Origin of the sequence: Vibrio sp. Vb339, from assembly GCF_902751245.1 — a bacterium.
Lineage (GTDB): Bacteria > Pseudomonadota > Gammaproteobacteria > Enterobacterales > Vibrionaceae > Vibrio > Vibrio coralliirubri.
Window position 1 is genome coordinate 759,748 of the sequence record NZ_CADDIS010000002.1, and the last position, 14,345, is coordinate 774,092.

The 14,345-nt window shown below is 44.9% G+C and carries 14 protein-coding genes and 1 other annotated feature; of the genes, 8 read left to right on the plus strand and 6 right to left on the minus strand.

The genetic code is table 11. The features are described from left to right. Positions 1 to 44 precede the first annotated feature (44 nt). The gene (uvrC, locus tag HRQ85_RS12035; RefSeq protein WP_172379711.1) at positions 45 to 1,877 is read right to left on the minus strand and encodes an excinuclease ABC subunit UvrC; all 1,833 of its coding nucleotides are present in this window, start codon (positions 1,875 to 1,877) and stop codon (positions 45 to 47) included. Positions 1,878 to 1,892: 15 nt separating this feature from the next. After that, positions 1,893 to 2,537, minus strand: coding sequence for a UvrY/SirA/GacA family response regulator transcription factor (uvrY, locus tag HRQ85_RS12040; RefSeq protein ID WP_004729778.1), 645 nt, complete (start codon positions 2,535 to 2,537; stop codon positions 1,893 to 1,895). 426 nt (positions 2,538 to 2,963) lie between these two features. Between uvrY and HRQ85_RS12045 the strand changes: the two genes are divergently transcribed. Next, entirely contained in the window at positions 2,964 to 5,327 is a 2,364-nt protein-coding gene (locus HRQ85_RS12045; protein WP_172379712.1) for a DNA polymerase II, read from the plus strand. A 92-nt stretch (positions 5,328 to 5,419) separates the two neighbouring features. Here HRQ85_RS12045 and HRQ85_RS12050 read toward each other — a convergent pair whose 3' ends face one another. Continuing rightward, positions 5,420 to 6,187: a nucleotidyltransferase domain-containing protein gene (locus HRQ85_RS12050; protein ID WP_172379713.1), complete on the minus strand. Its 768-nt coding sequence runs from the start codon at positions 6,185 to 6,187 to the stop codon at positions 5,420 to 5,422. A gap of 137 nt (positions 6,188 to 6,324) precedes the next feature. Between HRQ85_RS12050 and efpL the strand changes: the two genes are divergently transcribed. The 3 genes from efpL (at position 6,325) to HRQ85_RS12065 (ending at position 7,815) form a co-directional block, all read left to right on the plus strand. Continuing rightward, positions 6,325 to 6,894 carry an elongation factor P-like protein EfpL gene (gene efpL, locus HRQ85_RS12055; RefSeq protein ID WP_009848748.1) on the plus strand — a complete coding sequence of 190 codons (570 nt, stop codon included), beginning with the start codon at positions 6,325 to 6,327 and terminating at the stop codon, positions 6,892 to 6,894. 10 nt (positions 6,895 to 6,904) lie between these two features. Continuing rightward, positions 6,905 to 7,234: an HI1450 family dsDNA-mimic protein gene (locus tag HRQ85_RS12060; RefSeq protein WP_012604336.1), complete on the plus strand. Its 330-nt coding sequence runs from the start codon at positions 6,905 to 6,907 to the stop codon at positions 7,232 to 7,234. Positions 7,235 to 7,323: 89 nt separating this feature from the next. Next, a complete protein-coding gene (locus HRQ85_RS12065; protein ID WP_004729783.1) occupies positions 7,324 to 7,815 on the plus strand; it encodes an RNA methyltransferase in 492 nt (163 codons plus the stop codon). Between the two features lie 179 nt (positions 7,816 to 7,994). On the opposite strand, the gene rluB is transcribed toward HRQ85_RS12065, so the two are convergent. The 3 genes from rluB to rnm all read right to left on the minus strand — a co-directional run bounded on the left by rluB (position 7,995) and on the right by rnm (position 10,720). Further along, positions 7,995 to 9,023: a 23S rRNA pseudouridine(2605) synthase RluB gene (rluB, locus tag HRQ85_RS12070; protein ID WP_017104066.1), complete on the minus strand. Its 1,029-nt coding sequence runs from the start codon at positions 9,021 to 9,023 to the stop codon at positions 7,995 to 7,997. A 159-nt stretch (positions 9,024 to 9,182) separates the two neighbouring features. Further along, positions 9,183 to 9,803: an L-threonylcarbamoyladenylate synthase gene (locus tag HRQ85_RS12075; protein WP_009848751.1), complete on the minus strand. Its 621-nt coding sequence runs from the start codon at positions 9,801 to 9,803 to the stop codon at positions 9,183 to 9,185. 62 nt (positions 9,804 to 9,865) lie between these two features. Then, a complete protein-coding gene (gene rnm / locus HRQ85_RS12080) occupies positions 9,866 to 10,720 on the minus strand; it encodes an RNase RNM (protein WP_009848752.1) in 855 nt (284 codons plus the stop codon). Positions 10,721 to 10,840: 120 nt separating this feature from the next. Here rnm and HRQ85_RS12085 point away from each other — a divergent pair, with 120 nt between their 5' ends. From HRQ85_RS12085 to trpD, 4 genes are all read left to right on the plus strand, one after another. Further along, a complete protein-coding gene (locus tag HRQ85_RS12085) occupies positions 10,841 to 10,966 on the plus strand; it encodes a trp operon leader peptide (RefSeq protein WP_009848753.1) in 126 nt (41 codons plus the stop codon). After that, positions 10,913 to 11,027: a sequence feature (Trp leader region), on the plus strand. (Overlaps the previous gene by 54 nt.) A 125-nt stretch (positions 11,028 to 11,152) precedes the next feature. Continuing rightward, complete coding sequence (locus HRQ85_RS12090; RefSeq protein WP_172379714.1) at positions 11,153 to 12,742, plus strand: anthranilate synthase component 1; 1,590 nt, start codon at positions 11,153 to 11,155, stop codon at positions 12,740 to 12,742. A gap of 2 nt (positions 12,743 to 12,744) precedes the next feature. Next, the gene (locus HRQ85_RS12095) at positions 12,745 to 13,335 is read left to right on the plus strand and encodes an aminodeoxychorismate/anthranilate synthase component II (protein WP_172379715.1); all 591 of its coding nucleotides are present in this window, start codon (positions 12,745 to 12,747) and stop codon (positions 13,333 to 13,335) included. Between the two features lie 9 nt (positions 13,336 to 13,344). Beyond that, the gene (trpD, locus tag HRQ85_RS12100; RefSeq protein WP_172379716.1) at positions 13,345 to 14,340 is read left to right on the plus strand and encodes an anthranilate phosphoribosyltransferase; all 996 of its coding nucleotides are present in this window, start codon (positions 13,345 to 13,347) and stop codon (positions 14,338 to 14,340) included. Positions 14,341 to 14,345 lie beyond the last annotated feature (5 nt).

The window sequence follows — 14,345 nt, forward strand, 5'->3', positions numbered from 1 at the left end:
TATTGGGCTCTTATTAATTGCGCTTTAATGGTGCGGGATTTTTACTATTGTTTCAATGCTTGATAAATGTTTTCTGCCAAAGAATGACTAATGCCCGGCACTTTGGCTATTTCTTCGACAGTTGCACGCTTAAGTTCTTGTAAGCCACCCATATATTTCAGCAAAGCTTGACGACGTTTAGGCCCGACCCCTTCAATTCCTTCCAAAGCGCTGGTTCTGCGCGTTTTACCACGTTTCGCCCTGTGCCCTGCAATCGCATGATTATGGCTTTCATCACGAATGTGTTGAATAAGGTGCAGTGCTGGCGCATCGCTAGGTAAATTAAACTCTTCACCTTCAAGGGTTACCAAAGTTTCTAAACCCGGTTTACGCGTTACCCCTTTCGCAATACCCATCATTCTTGGTCTAAATGGCCAATCCCCCCAATATTGAGAAATGATCTCATGAGCGCGGTTTAACTGACCTTTACCACCATCGATAAAGATGATGTCGGGGATCTTGTCGACATCGAGTTGCTTCGAATAACGTCTCTCAAGCGCCTGAGCCATCGCAGCGTAATCATCACCACCTGTAATGCCGGTGATGTTGTAACGACGGTACTCTGGTTTAACCGGGCCTTCTTGATTAAATACCACACACGACGCAATCGTGCTTTCACCCATGGTATGACTGATATCGAAACATTCCATGCGCTTGATAGCATCCATCGACAACACTTCTTGAAGCTCTTTGAAGCGCTGATTAATTGTCATCTTGTGATTAATCTTGGTAGTAATAGCCGTCAATGCATTAGTATTCGACAATTTAAGGTAACGACCTCGAGTACCAGAGGGGTTGGTATTGAAGTGAATCTTACGACCCGCCACTTCACACAAGGCTTCTTGAATCGGTGTGACATCTTCCATCAAATCGGCATTGAGAATCAAACGAGTTGGGATGGTTCTCGCTTCATTATGCGCAAGATAGTATTGGCTTAAAAAGCTCGAGAAGACCTCTTCTCGCACCGTATTGTTTGGAATTTTTGGGAAATGACTTCTGCTGCCTAAAACCTTGCCTTGGCGAATCATCAAGATATGAATACACGCTACGCCATTCTCTTGAGCAAAGCCCAACACATCCATATCTTCCATGGAGTCGTCAGATACATACTGTTGCTCTTGCACACGTCGAATCGCTTGGATTTGATCGCGGAAAGCAGCTGCTTGTTCAAAGCGAAGGTCTCGGCTAGCCGTGTCCATCTTCTCGATGAGCGTCTCTAGCACCAGCTTGTCTTTACCTTGCAGGAACAGACGAACATAGTCGATAAGCTCGCTGTACTCTTCATCAGAGATGATTGAGCTGACACAAGGCGCGGCACAACGACCAATTTGATACATCAAGCATGGACGTGTTCTGTTGGCATAAACGGTATCTTCACACTGGCGGGCAGGGAAAATCTTTTGGATTAGGTGTAACGTCTCACGCACAGCGCCGGAATCAGGGTAAGGACCAAAGTATTCGCCCTTTTTCTTCTTAGCACCACGATGCATCGACAAACGAGGATGCTTGTGACCGCTAATAAAAATATAAGGGTACGACTTATCATCACGCAAAAGTACGTTGTATTTAGGCAAGTACTGCTTGATGTAGTTGTGCTCAAGAATGAGCGCTTCTGTTTCCGTGTGAGTTACAGTGACGTCGATCTTGTCAATATTACTGACTAGAGCGCGTGTTTTTTCACTATCGACTTTTTTACGGAAATAACTGGAAAGGCGTTTTTTGAGGTTCTTAGCTTTACCGACGTAAATAACGACAGCCTCGGCGTTATACATTCGATAAACGCCGGGCTGCTCTGTTACTGTCTTGAGGAATGAGACTGAGTCAAACAAGTTGGTCACTATACGATCTCAGTGTTAAAGGGTCTCAGTGTCTAACATTCCATGTCTAATCGCTAAATGCGTCAGCTCTACATCGCCACTGATATCCAGCTTACTGAACAAGCGGTAGCGGTAACTGTTGACTGTTTTAGGACTTAGATTGAGTTGTTCTGAAATATCCGTCACTTTCTGACCTTTAGTAATCATCATCATGATTTGAAGTTCACGTTCAGATAAGTCTGCGAATGGATTTTCAGACGCAGGCGAGAATTGGCTCAAAGCCATCTGCTGCGCAATTTCTGGTGAAATGTATCGTTGGCCACTATTAACCACTCGAATTGCATTTACCATTTCATCCGGACCTGCCCCTTTAGTAAGGTAACCAGCAGCTCCAGCTTGCATCACTTTAGTTGGAAACGGATTTTCCGTATGAACAGTTAAAACGATGATTTTAACATCAGGGTTGAAACGCAAGATCTTCTTGGTTGCTTCTAAGCCACCAATACCAGGCATATTCATATCCATCAAAATAACGTCAGTATTGTTAGTACGACACCATTTTGCAGCATCTTCACCGCTTTCAGCTTCCCCTGCTACGTTCATTCCACGGACGTCTTCAATAATACGTCGTATCCCTGTGCGAACCAGCTCGTGATCATCTACAAGGAAAACATTTATCAAACTTGTATCTCCACACTATTAATTGGCTCTGCAACCACTGTGTCGTTTCATCTGTTTGAAACAATTGAACAAAGGAACAGTGGATCGCAGCATTGAGTACATCTTAACTTAATTACTAAAAAAAAGCTCTGTTGAATATGTGCTGAAACACGAACTTTAGCAAGTACTTATTAACAAATAAGCTAACTAAAACAACAAGCTTTTTCTAAAAATCAACCAGTTAAAACAACACCCAATAAAATTACATAAGATAGAGATATTTTCAATACCATTGAATAACCATTCGTGACAATTTCACTTATTTGCTTATAGAGTCCCGTTATTCGCCTCTACTAACTAGAATTTAGTTAGTATTTTTACTGCCTGTTGTGCGTAGAGGGTCGCTAGATGGTAGTATTCGATTCCCCATTTCAATAGGTTACTACATTGGATATTCAGCAAGGCTTTGTACTCACAAGACAAGCAAGAGATTTTTCAGGGCGCACACAAATCGACTTGTGGTTAAGCACCCCTCAAGGCCCTACTCTGCTGACAATTCAAAATGAAAAACCGGTATTTTTTGTTGCTCAATCTGACGTTGAAGCATGCCAAGCAATCGCAGCGAAAGAGTCGATCGATTGCCAATTTAAGCCTCTAGAACTAGCCACATTCGAGCAAACACCTCTCGCCGCGTGTTACACCTCACTGTCGAGAAGTAGCTTTGGTTTAGCGCAAGCCTTTCACAACGAAGAAATCCAAACCTTTGAAAGCGATATTCGACTCGCCGATCGATTCTTAATGGAACGTTTTATCAAGGGAAGTATTGAGTTCACAGGATCTGCTGTGCAAAAAAATCAGCATCGCCGAGTCTCAAATGCGAAATGCCGAGCAGGTGATTACTTACCCGATCTATCTGTGGTCTCGCTTGATATTGAGTGTTCGGAAAAAGGCGTGCTTTATTCAATTGGCCTAGACAGCCCGATGGACAGCCGAGTAATCATGGTCGGCGAAGCACAACAAGCTGAAACCAATATCCAATGGGTTGCCAACGAGAAAGCGCTACTCGAAGCAATGATAGCTTGGTTCTCTAAATTTGATCCTGACATCATCATTGGCTGGAACGTTATCGATTTCGATTTTAGGCTGCTACACAAACGTTCAGAATGGAATGAAGTGAAGCTCAACATCGGCAGAGACAACCAACCCAGCTTCTTTCGTAGCTCTGCACAAAACCAGCAAGGCTTTATCACGATTCCAGGCCGTGTTGTCTTGGATGGCATCGATATGCTTAAAACAGCGACCTATCACTTCCGGTCTTGGTCGCTGGAGTCGGTATCGCAAGAGCTGCTTGGGGAAGGCAAAGACATCCATAACGTTCACGACCGTATGGATGAAATAAACCGAATGTTTAAGTTCGATAAACCTTCACTCGCTAAGTACAACCTTCGAGACTGCGTGCTAGTAAACCGTATCTTCGAACACACTCACCTACTCGACTTCGCGATTGAGCGATCTCGATTAACCGGTGTCGAACTGGACCGCGTTGGTGGGTCTGTTGCGGCCTTTACTAACTTATATCTGCCTCAAATCCACAGAGCGGGTTATGTCGCACCGAACTTAGAGCCAGAAAATTGGATTGCGAGCCCCGGTGGTTATGTGATGGATTCAATTCCCAATCTGTACGACTCGGTTTTGGTACTCGATTTTAAGAGTCTGTATCCATCGATCATTCGTTCGTTTCTGATTGACCCTATGGGGCTTATTGAAGGGTTGAAGCTTGAACTAGGCCCAGCAGAAGACCAAGCCGTTGATGGCTTTCGAGGTGGGCAATTCCACCGCTCTAAACACTTCTTGCCCGAGATGATCGAAAACCTCTGGGCTGCACGTGATGTGGCGAAGAAGAACAACGAGAAAGCGTTCTCTCAGGCGATTAAGATCATCATGAACTCATTCTATGGTGTGTTAGGTTCGTCTGGTTGTCGTTTCTTCGATACCCGTTTAGCGTCTTCAATTACCATGCGTGGACATGAGATCATGAAGCAAACTAAGGTTCTGATCGAAGACAAAGGCTATCAAGTGATTTACGGCGATACCGATTCAACCTTCGTGTCTCTGAACGGCAGTTATGATCAGAAAAAAGCAGACGAGATAGGGAATGAACTGGTCGCTTACATCAACGATTGGTGGACGAATCACTTAAAAGAGACCCACAACCTAACCTCAATACTTGAACTGGAATACGAGACTCACTATCGCAAGTTTCTAATGCCAACCATTAGAGGTTCAGAAACCGGCTCAAAGAAACGTTATGCCGGCTTAATCACTCAAGGCGATAAAGAGAAGATCATCTTTAAAGGACTAGAGAGTGCACGCACCGATTGGACACCTCTCGCCCAGCAATTCCAACAAACCTTGTATGAGATGGTGTTTCACGATCAAGATCCAACCGACTATGTTAGACAGTTTGTTGATGAAACCTCTGCTGGCAAACATGATGATTTATTGGTGTATCAAAAGCGCTTACGCCGCAAATTACATGAATACCAAAAGAACATTCCGCCGCAGGTTCGCGCAGCTCGTATGGCCGACGAGCTCAATGCTCAGTTAGGACGCACTCTTCAATACCAAAACAAAGGACGTATTGAGTATTTGATTACTCTGAGTGGCCCTGAGCCCAAGGAGTATTTAAAGAGTGGTATCGATTATCAGCATTACATCGACAAGCAGATTAAACCGGTCGCAGAGGCAATCCTACCCTTCATCGGTTTAGATTTTGAAAGAGTCAGTGGGCAGCAGTTGGGTCTGTTCTAGCACTATTTTAATATGCCCTTTAAACGAAAAAAGCAGAGACATGCTCTTCAGCACGCTCTGCTTTTTTGTATCAATTGTTCGGTTATAAATCTCTATCCGATTCTGAACTCGGTTTTCTGATACTGCTTAATCAACCACTCACCAAAGCCATCAAGAATACCGATCACCGAACGTTTAGGGATTGGTCGACCAGAAAGCAAAATGCCCAACCTTTGGATTTCGACTTCTCGATCTGGATAATACTTCAAAAATTGCTGGCCACATTCAACAGGATCATCGTACCAATATTTATCGCGGTACATCACCAGTGAGTAACTCGCCCGTAGAAGCTTCTTGGCAATAATCACCTGCGCAGCGACTTGTTGTTCTGGCGTTGTCGCTCGTGCGATCTTGTTGCGATACACCGCCAACCAGTTTTCCGCATCCATATTCCAGTGCTTAGCGATTTCCCAACTTGTTTCAAAATCACCATAGCAGTCTGATAAGTCTTCACCATGCACACACACGGCTAAATGCTTGAGCATAAAACCCCAAGTGAAGATATTGTCGAAATCGACTATCTCACTCACTAAGGTAGTTTTTATCGCAACTTGAGTTACCTGCGGGAAGCTCTTTTGGAAACGCCATTTGATGGTGTTCAACAAAGTGGTTCGTTGGTCAGGAAACGGTCGATGGGTTACCACAACCACATCTAGATTGGAGCGACCGACAACGGCTTGCTTACGTGCCACACTGCCATAAATATAAATACTGTGCAGATTAGATCCTAATCCACCTTTTAGAAAGGTAATCAGATCGTTAACCACAGGTTGAAATTCAGGTTGAAAAGGCTGTGTTGGGTCAATAACAGGTAGCTGCATAGGTCGTTTCGGTAAATAAAATAATGATTTAACTATAACTCTATGATCGCCTAGGTGACTTTATGATTCAAGCTATTCCTATTTATAGCATCTACGAGATATAATCACCGGATAGACCCAATAAGGACAAACACAAAATGCCTAGAGCAAGTGAGATTAAAAAAGGTTTTGCGATCAATGTTGATGGCAAAACAGTACTAGTTAAAGATATCGAAGTAACAACACCAGGTGGCCGTGGCGGTCAAAAGATTTACCGCTTCCGTGGTCACGATGTAGCAACTGGCGTTAAAACAGAAGTTCGTCACAAGGCTGACGAAATCGTTGAAACGATCGACGTAACTAAGCGTGCAGTGATGTTCTCTTACGTTGATGGCAACGAGTACATCTTCATGGATAACGAAGATTACACACAGTTCATCTTCAACGGTGAAATGATCGAAGACGAACTGCTATTCATCAACGAAGATACGCAAGGTATGTACGCGATTCTTATCGACGGTACTGCGGCGACTCTTGAGCTACCAACTTCAGTTGAGCTAGTAATCGAAGAGACAGACCCTTCAATCAAAGGTGCTTCTGCTTCAGCTCGTACTAAGCCAGCTCGTCTGTCTACAGGCCTTACTGTTCAAGTTCCTGAGTACATTGCAACTGGCGACAAAGTTGTTGTGAACACAGCTGAACGTAAATACATGAACCGCGCAAGCTAAGATACTGATTATGACCGAAGCTAACGACCTAATGTCTTACGACGACGCAATTGACACTGCATACGACATCTTTCTAGAGATGGCTGCTGATAATCTTGAACCTGCAGACGTGATCTTATTCACGGCTCAGTTTGAAGATCGTGGCGCTGCAGAACTTGTTGAAACTGGTGACGATTGGGTTGAACATGTTGGCTTTGAAGTCGACAAAGAGATCTACGCTGAAGTACGCATTGGTCTTGTAAATGAAGCTGATGATGTCTTAGATGACGTATTCGCTCGTCTACTGATCAGCCGTGACCCTGAACACAAGTTCTGTCACATGTTGTGGAAACGCGACTAGGCTCTTCTTAAACCAGCTCAGAGTACTGAGCTGGTTTTCTTACGACTTCATAGCCTCATCACTTTACCAAACTGCAACTCTACAAAATTATGACCAAAGCAAAGACAGATACCCTATCCAAAGGCTATGCCTGTGTTGGATTAGTAAATCCCAAAACCCCTGAAAATGTTGGCTCAGTAATGCGAGCAGCTGGTTGCTACGGAGCAAACTCTGTATTTTATACTGGCACCCGTTATGACCACGCTCGACAATTTCATACCGACACCAAGGAAAAGCATCTTGAGTTGCCTTTGATTGGTGTTGAAGATCTTAAAGACATTATTCCTGTTGGCTGCGTGCCCATCGCAGTTGATTTGATAGAAGGCGCTAAGCCTCTGCCTGATTATAAGCACCCACCTCGCGCTTTTTATATCTTCGGCCCTGAAGATGGGACTCTAAAAAAAGAGATCACGGACTTCTGTCGTGAAACCATCTACGTTCCGACTAATGGCTGCATGAACCTTGCTGCCGCGGTCAATGTTATTCTGTATGACCGCATGGCGAAGGGTGACAACTTCTCGAATCATTTGAAAGTGACCTAATATCAATCGTAGCGAGTCAGCCGAGCTGGCTAAGCGCTTCTAGCTAGTTAATCACTTCTAACTAGTTAAGCACTCCCACATGATTTGAACTGCGCCATATTCAAGACATAAAAAAACCTGCTAAGTTAGCAGGTTTTTTTGTATTCGAAACGTTGGATTAAGCTATAGAATCCACGAAATTACTTACGTGATCTTGGCTTAGCCGGTTTAGCCGGGCGTCCGTTGTTCAGTTTAGGCTTTTTGGTAGACTGAGGTTTACCATTGGTCGCTGGAGCACTACGACCTGAATCAGGTGTTGTAGTTCCGCGAGTTGCAGGCTTCTTACGCTTAGTCTGGTTGCTACGGCCTTTAGGAGCATTTGCGCGCTCTTCGTGACGCTTAACAGCACGACGAATTTTCTGGCTGCGAGAACGCTCACGCTTACGAGACGTGTTTGCAGGATCAAGATCCAACAGTGTCTCTTTTTCTGGCTGAAGTTCAACAAGCTCACGCAAGTAGTTTACTTCTTGAAGATCTAGCTCTTTCCAACCGCCACGAGGCAGTTTCTTATCAAGGTAGATATCACCGTAACGTACACGTTTCAGACGGCTTACTGTTGTTTCTTGTGATTCCCAAAGACGACGAACCTCACGGTTACGACCTTCGTTAATTGCTACGTAGAAAGTATGGTTCATACCTTCACCGCCAGCGTAAACCACATCTTCGAAACGAGCCATACCGTCTTCAAGTTGAACGCCACGAGTCACGTTCTTAACTTTTTGCTCGGTTACTTCACCAAATACACGTACTAGGTACTCACGCTCAACCTGACGGCTTGGGTGCATTAGGCGGTTAGCTAGTTCACCATCGGTTGTGAACAACAGTAGGCCTGATGTGTTTGCATCAAGACGACCAACTGAAATCCAACGAGAACCACGGATCTTAGGTAGACGATCAAAAACAGTACGGCGACCTTCAGGATCGTGACGAGTACAAAGCTCACCTTCAGGTTTGTAGTAAGCAAGTACACGACAAACCACTTCTTCAGAGGCTTTGCCTGTAATTGTGTGGCCATCGATACGGATCACTGAGTTCTCGTCTTCAAGACGCTCACCCAATTTCGCAACTTGACCGTTAACACTTACACGACCAGATTTGATTAAACCTTCTAGTTCACGACGAGAACCGTGACCAGCTCGCGCTAAAACCTTCTGTAATTTTTCGCTCATTTACTCTTTTCTACCTAATTGTCGTCTTCACAGACGTCGAATGAATTTTTCGCGACCAAATCGCGGTCGCGTATTATCGCAAATAACCTGCCAAAAAGCACTTGTTATTTACTCTGGCAGGTTTGCTGTTTCGTTACAGACTGTTAATCAGTAACGCTATTATTCAAACGGCGCTGGATCACCGGCACCACGACGTAAAACAACGGCGTCATCGTCACTGAAGTCAATAACCGTAGTAGGTTGCTCACCTAAGTAGCCGCCATTCAAAATAACATCAACCGCATGCTCTAAGCTGTCACGAATTTCTTCAGGATCCGATTCAGTTGTCTCGTTACCCGGAAGAATCAGAGACGTCGACATCAATGGCTCGCCCATTGCTTCTAGAAGGTCTAGGGCAATTTTGTTGTCCGGTACACGAATACCGATCGTTTTACGCTTAGCGTTCATCAAACGCTTTGGCACTTCTTTTGTTGCTTTAAAAATAAACGTGTAAGCACCTGGCGTGTGCGCCTTAAGCAGACGGAAAGCCACGTTATCTACTCGTGCATACAGTGACAACTCAGAAAGATCACGGCATAACAAAGTGAAATTGTGCTTATCATCGATTCGACGAATTTTACAGATGCGTTCGAGTGCTTGTTTATTTTCAAGCTGACAACCCAGTGCATAACCTGAATCTGTTGGATAAACCACAACGCCGCCATTGCGAATAATCGCAACCGCTTGAGTAATTAAGCGCGCTTGTGGGTTATCTGGGTGTACATAAAAAAACTGGCTCATTGTTGATCCTCGTTATCGAATCTCTCGACTCTATCATCAGAAGGAGCTGGTTCACCTAAAGACTATTCAGATGGTGAAACCGTTTGAAACTCCCAATCTTTCCATACTTCTTCGACCCCAGAAGGTAGCCAGAGATTACGTCCAAGTTCCATCCATGGGGATGGGTAATGGAAGTCGCTGCCTTGGGAGGCTAATAGTTTGTATTGTATAGCATAATCCGCAAGTGTGCGTCTTTCTTGTTGTGCTTGCTGAGGTTGAGCGACTTCCATCGCGTCACCATTTGCTTCAACAAATGCAGCGAGAAGGCGTTTAACCCACTTGGCGGTAAGGCCATATCGCGCAGGGTGAGCTAATACCGCTTGACCACCAGCCGCATGAATAGCCGTGACAGCATCACTCATTGAGCACCATGTTGGCGGCACATAACCTGGATTGTTGCGCGTAAGAAACTTTTTAAACACCTGCTGCATGGTTTTCGCGTAGCCATTGTCGACTAACCATTTCGCAAAGTGTGCTCGAGTAATTGGTGCATCACCTGCAATCAACTTAACCTCTTCTAACACACCTTCACGAGTCGCTTTCTCAAGACGTTGCGCAATCATCTCTGCACGTCCGACACGGTGTTGCTTCTGTTGTTCAATTAACGCTTTCAATTCTGGTGATTCAGGATCGACGTTTAACCCAACAATATGGATATCTTTGTTTTGCCAAACGGTTGAGATCTCGATGCCGTTAATCAACTGAATAGGAAGATTGTTATCAGCAATATAGCTGCGTGCTTCTGCAAGTCCATCAGTCGTATCATGATCTGTAATCGCTAACGCTTCGATGTTAAAGCCTAGCGCTCGGTCAATCAGTTCAGGTGGAGTAAGTCGGCCATCTGAGGCTGTTGTATGACTATGTAGATCAATTCTCATATATTCTTTTTCATTGTTTTCAATTTTTATCGTTATATTTGTGTCAACACACTTGACCCGCAAGCAGAAAACTAGTTAACTAGTACACAAATACGAAGTATCACATTTGATAGGTTCACCATGTTACAAGAATTTAACCAAAACCATAAAGATAAAGTTTTAGAACTTTCTTCAGTAGAAGCAAGTTCGGAGCTTAATTGGTGGCGCACTTGGACAAGTTCTTGGTGGGCTAACGTGTACTTCTAGTTAAACAGTTTGTTTATAAAAAAGTTATCACTAAGCCCGCTTTAATAGCGGGCTTTTTAATTTGTCGAACATCTCACATTCAACTGACTAACAAATCATCGAATTGACCATATTCTAGATTGGGTGAAAGGTATCTTTATGCGACTATGTACGGCAGGAAATTTAAAGAATCATAAAGGAGGTCTTGTGAACAAGGCCATTGAAATCAAAAAGCTGGGAACCATTGAGGTCATCAATTCTTCAGTTCCTTACTCGCAAGATCCAACCAGCGTTTTTCATACTTTGTGTGAAAACAAAACTGATAGTCTTTTGTTGGAATCTGCCGAGATTGAATCTAAACAGAACCTGACAAGCCTACTCCTTATCGACTCTGCTGTTCGCATCGTATGTCGCGGACATGAAGTAACCTTTCAAGCATTGACTGAAAACGGTCAAGCGCTTATCGAACACCTCACTCAAAACGTGAAAGCAGAAATTAAATCTGACCTTACTGATAACGTTTTGACGCTGACTTTTATCGAGCCAAGCAACGAATTAGACGAAGACTCACGTTTAAGAGAAGCCTCTTCATTCGATGCTCTACGTTTAGTTCAGCACAGCTTTGAGCAAGACGCGGATAACAAACACGCGCTATTCATGGCGGGTCTATTCGCTTACGACATCGTGGCAAACTTTGAGCCACTCGGTGATGCTGAAGCGACCAACAATTGTCCTGACTTTGTTTTCTACGTAGCTGAAACACTATTGCGTTTCGATCACCAAGAGAACGAAGGCCTACTTCACGCGAGCTTATTTGCTCAAGATGACAATATCAAAGCGCAATTAACTGACCGTCTAGCCAACATTCAAACTAAGTGTCAGTCCCTGAAAGCCATCACTGAAGTAACGCCGTTAGACAACGTTGAAGCTGTACCGAGTGTTTCAGATGAAGACTTCTGCCAAACGGTTCGTGATTTAAAAGAGTACGTAGTTAAAGGCGATGTGTTCCAAGTAGTTCCTTCACGCCGCTTTACTCTACCTTGCCCTGCTCCACTGGCGGCTTATAAAGAACTCAAACAAAGTAACCCAAGCCCTTACATGTTCTACATGCAAGACGAGCTGTTTACTCTGTTCGGAGCTTCTCCAGAAAGTGCTCTGAAATACGAGACAGAAACCAACCAAATCGAGATTTACCCAATTGCTGGTACTCGTCGTCGTGGTAAGCGCCCAGACGGTCAAATCGATTTCGACCTAGACAGCCGTATCGAACTTGAATTGCGTACCGACAAGAAAGAAAACGCCGAGCACATGATGCTAGTCGACCTAGCACGTAACGATGTTGCACGTATTGCCGAAGCAGGCACTCGCCACGTAGCAGACTTACTGAAAGTAGACCGCTACAGCCATGTGATGCACTTGGTTTCTCGTGTTGTTGGTCAGCTGCGTGAGGACTTAGATGCCCTGCACGCTTACCAAGCTTGTATGAATATGGGTACGCTAACGGGCGCACCAAAAATCCGTGCTATGCAGCTTATTCGTGACGTAGAAAAAACGCGTCGTGGTAGCTACGGTGGTGCAGTCGGTTATCTAACCGGTGAAGGGACTCTAGATACTTGTATCGTAATTCGTTCTGCTTACGTTGAAGATGGCGTGGCACAGGTACAAGCTGGCGCTGGTGTGGTATTCGATTCAGACCCACAAGCAGAAGCCGATGAAACTCGCGGCAAAGCACAAGCGGTCATCTCAGCGATTCAAGCAGCTCATACTAAGAACCTAACAAATAAGAAGGAGTCGTAATCATGGCTGATATTGTATTCATCGATAACTTCGACTCATTCACTTACAACCTTGTAGACCAGTTTCGTTCATTAGGTCACAGCGTAAAAATTTACCGTAACAACATTCCTGCAAAAGTAGTTGAAGCGGCGATCAACGAACTAGACAACCCTGTTGCACTGCTTTCACCAGGCCCTGGCGCTCCAGCAGATGCGGGCTGTATGCCAGAGCTGATTCAGCTTCTAAAAGGTAAAGTGCCAATGATTGGTATTTGCTTAGGCCACCAAGCGATTGTTGAAGCCTATGGCGGCACCGTTGCAGGCGCTGGCGAAATCATTCATGGTAAGGTGTCGATGATGGAACACCAAAACCATGCGACTTACCAAGGCTTACCTTCGCCATTGGCTATCGCTCGCTACCACTCTTTAGTGGCAACGCATGTATCTGATAGCCTAACGGTGACCGCTGAAGTCGATGATTTGGTGATGTCTGTGGTTCAAGAACAAGACAAGGTGTGTGGATTCCAATTCCACCCTGAATCAATTATGACGACCTACGGTGCAACGCTTCTAGCAAACGCTATCGATTGGGCTCTTGAGAAAAAGACGATATAGGAAACGATCATGGAACAGATTAATAAACTTTACGAACAGCAGTCTCTTACTCAAGAAGAAAGCCAACAGTTATTTGATGTGATCATCAAGGGTGAACTAGACCCAATCTTGATGGCTTCAGCGCTGACAGCGCTAAAAATCAAAGGCGAAACGCCCGATGAAATCGCTGGCGCAGCGAAAGCACTGCTTGCGAATGCAAACCCGTTCCCGCGCCCTAATTACGATTTCGCAGACATCGTAGGTACAGGTGGCGACGGTCACAACACCATCAATATCTCGACGACTTCTGCATTTGTTGCCGCAGCGTGTGGCTTAAAAGTCGCGAAGCACGGTAACCGCAGCGTATCGAGCAAATCAGGCTCTTCTGACCTACTGGATTCGTTCGGTATCAACCTAGCAATGACAGCTGAAGACACACGTACGGCTGTTGATGAACTTGGCGTAGCATTCCTATTTGCTCCGCAGTATCACGTTGGTGTACGTCACGCGATGCCGGTTCGTCAAACAATGAAAACGCGCACTATCTTCAATATCCTTGGCCCACTGATTAACCCAGCTCGCCCTAACATCGAGCTAATGGGTGTTTACAGCAAAGAGTTGGTTCGCCCTATCGCAGAAACCATGCTGCAAATGGGCATGAAGCGTGCTGCGGTTGTTCACGGTAGCGGCTTAGATGAAGTGGCGATTCACGGCGAGACTATCGTTGCTGAAATTAAAGATGGCGAGATTCACGAGTACACAGTGACACCGGCTGACTTTGGTTTAAACACTCACTCTCTTGAAGCAATTAAGGGCGGCGAGCCAGAAGAGAACAAAGCCATCACAACCGATATCCTGACGGGTAAAGGCACTGATGCTCAAGTTGGCGCAGTGGCAGTCAACGTTGCTCTACTGATGCGTCTGTTTGGTCACGAAGACCTAAAAGCCAACGCACAGCAAGCGATTGACGCGATGAACTCTGGCAAAGCTTACGAGCTTGTACAAAAGCTTGCTGCACACGCCTAACGAAC

Coding starts and splice junctions, on each gene's coding strand:
- HRQ85_RS12065 (WP_004729783.1), top strand. CDS start 7,324: ATGACCAAAGCAAAGACAGATACCCTATCCAAAGGCTATGCCTGTGTT.
- HRQ85_RS12060 (WP_012604336.1), top strand. CDS start 6,905: ATGACCGAAGCTAACGACCTAATGTCTTACGACGACGCAATTGACACT.
- HRQ85_RS12075 (WP_009848751.1), bottom strand. CDS start 9,803: ATGAGCCAGTTTTTTTATGTACACCCAGATAACCCACAAGCGCGCTTA.
- rnm (WP_009848752.1), bottom strand. CDS start 10,720: ATGAGAATTGATCTACATAGTCATACAACAGCCTCAGATGGCCGACTT.
- efpL (WP_009848748.1), top strand. CDS start 6,325: ATGCCTAGAGCAAGTGAGATTAAAAAAGGTTTTGCGATCAATGTTGAT.
- HRQ85_RS12085 (WP_009848753.1), top strand. CDS start 10,841: ATGTTACAAGAATTTAACCAAAACCATAAAGATAAAGTTTTAGAACTT.
- HRQ85_RS12095 (WP_172379715.1), top strand. CDS start 12,745: ATGGCTGATATTGTATTCATCGATAACTTCGACTCATTCACTTACAAC.
- trpD (WP_172379716.1), top strand. CDS start 13,345: ATGGAACAGATTAATAAACTTTACGAACAGCAGTCTCTTACTCAAGAA.
- HRQ85_RS12050 (WP_172379713.1), bottom strand. CDS start 6,187: ATGCAGCTACCTGTTATTGACCCAACACAGCCTTTTCAACCTGAATTT.
- rluB (WP_017104066.1), bottom strand. CDS start 9,023: ATGAGCGAAAAATTACAGAAGGTTTTAGCGCGAGCTGGTCACGGTTCT.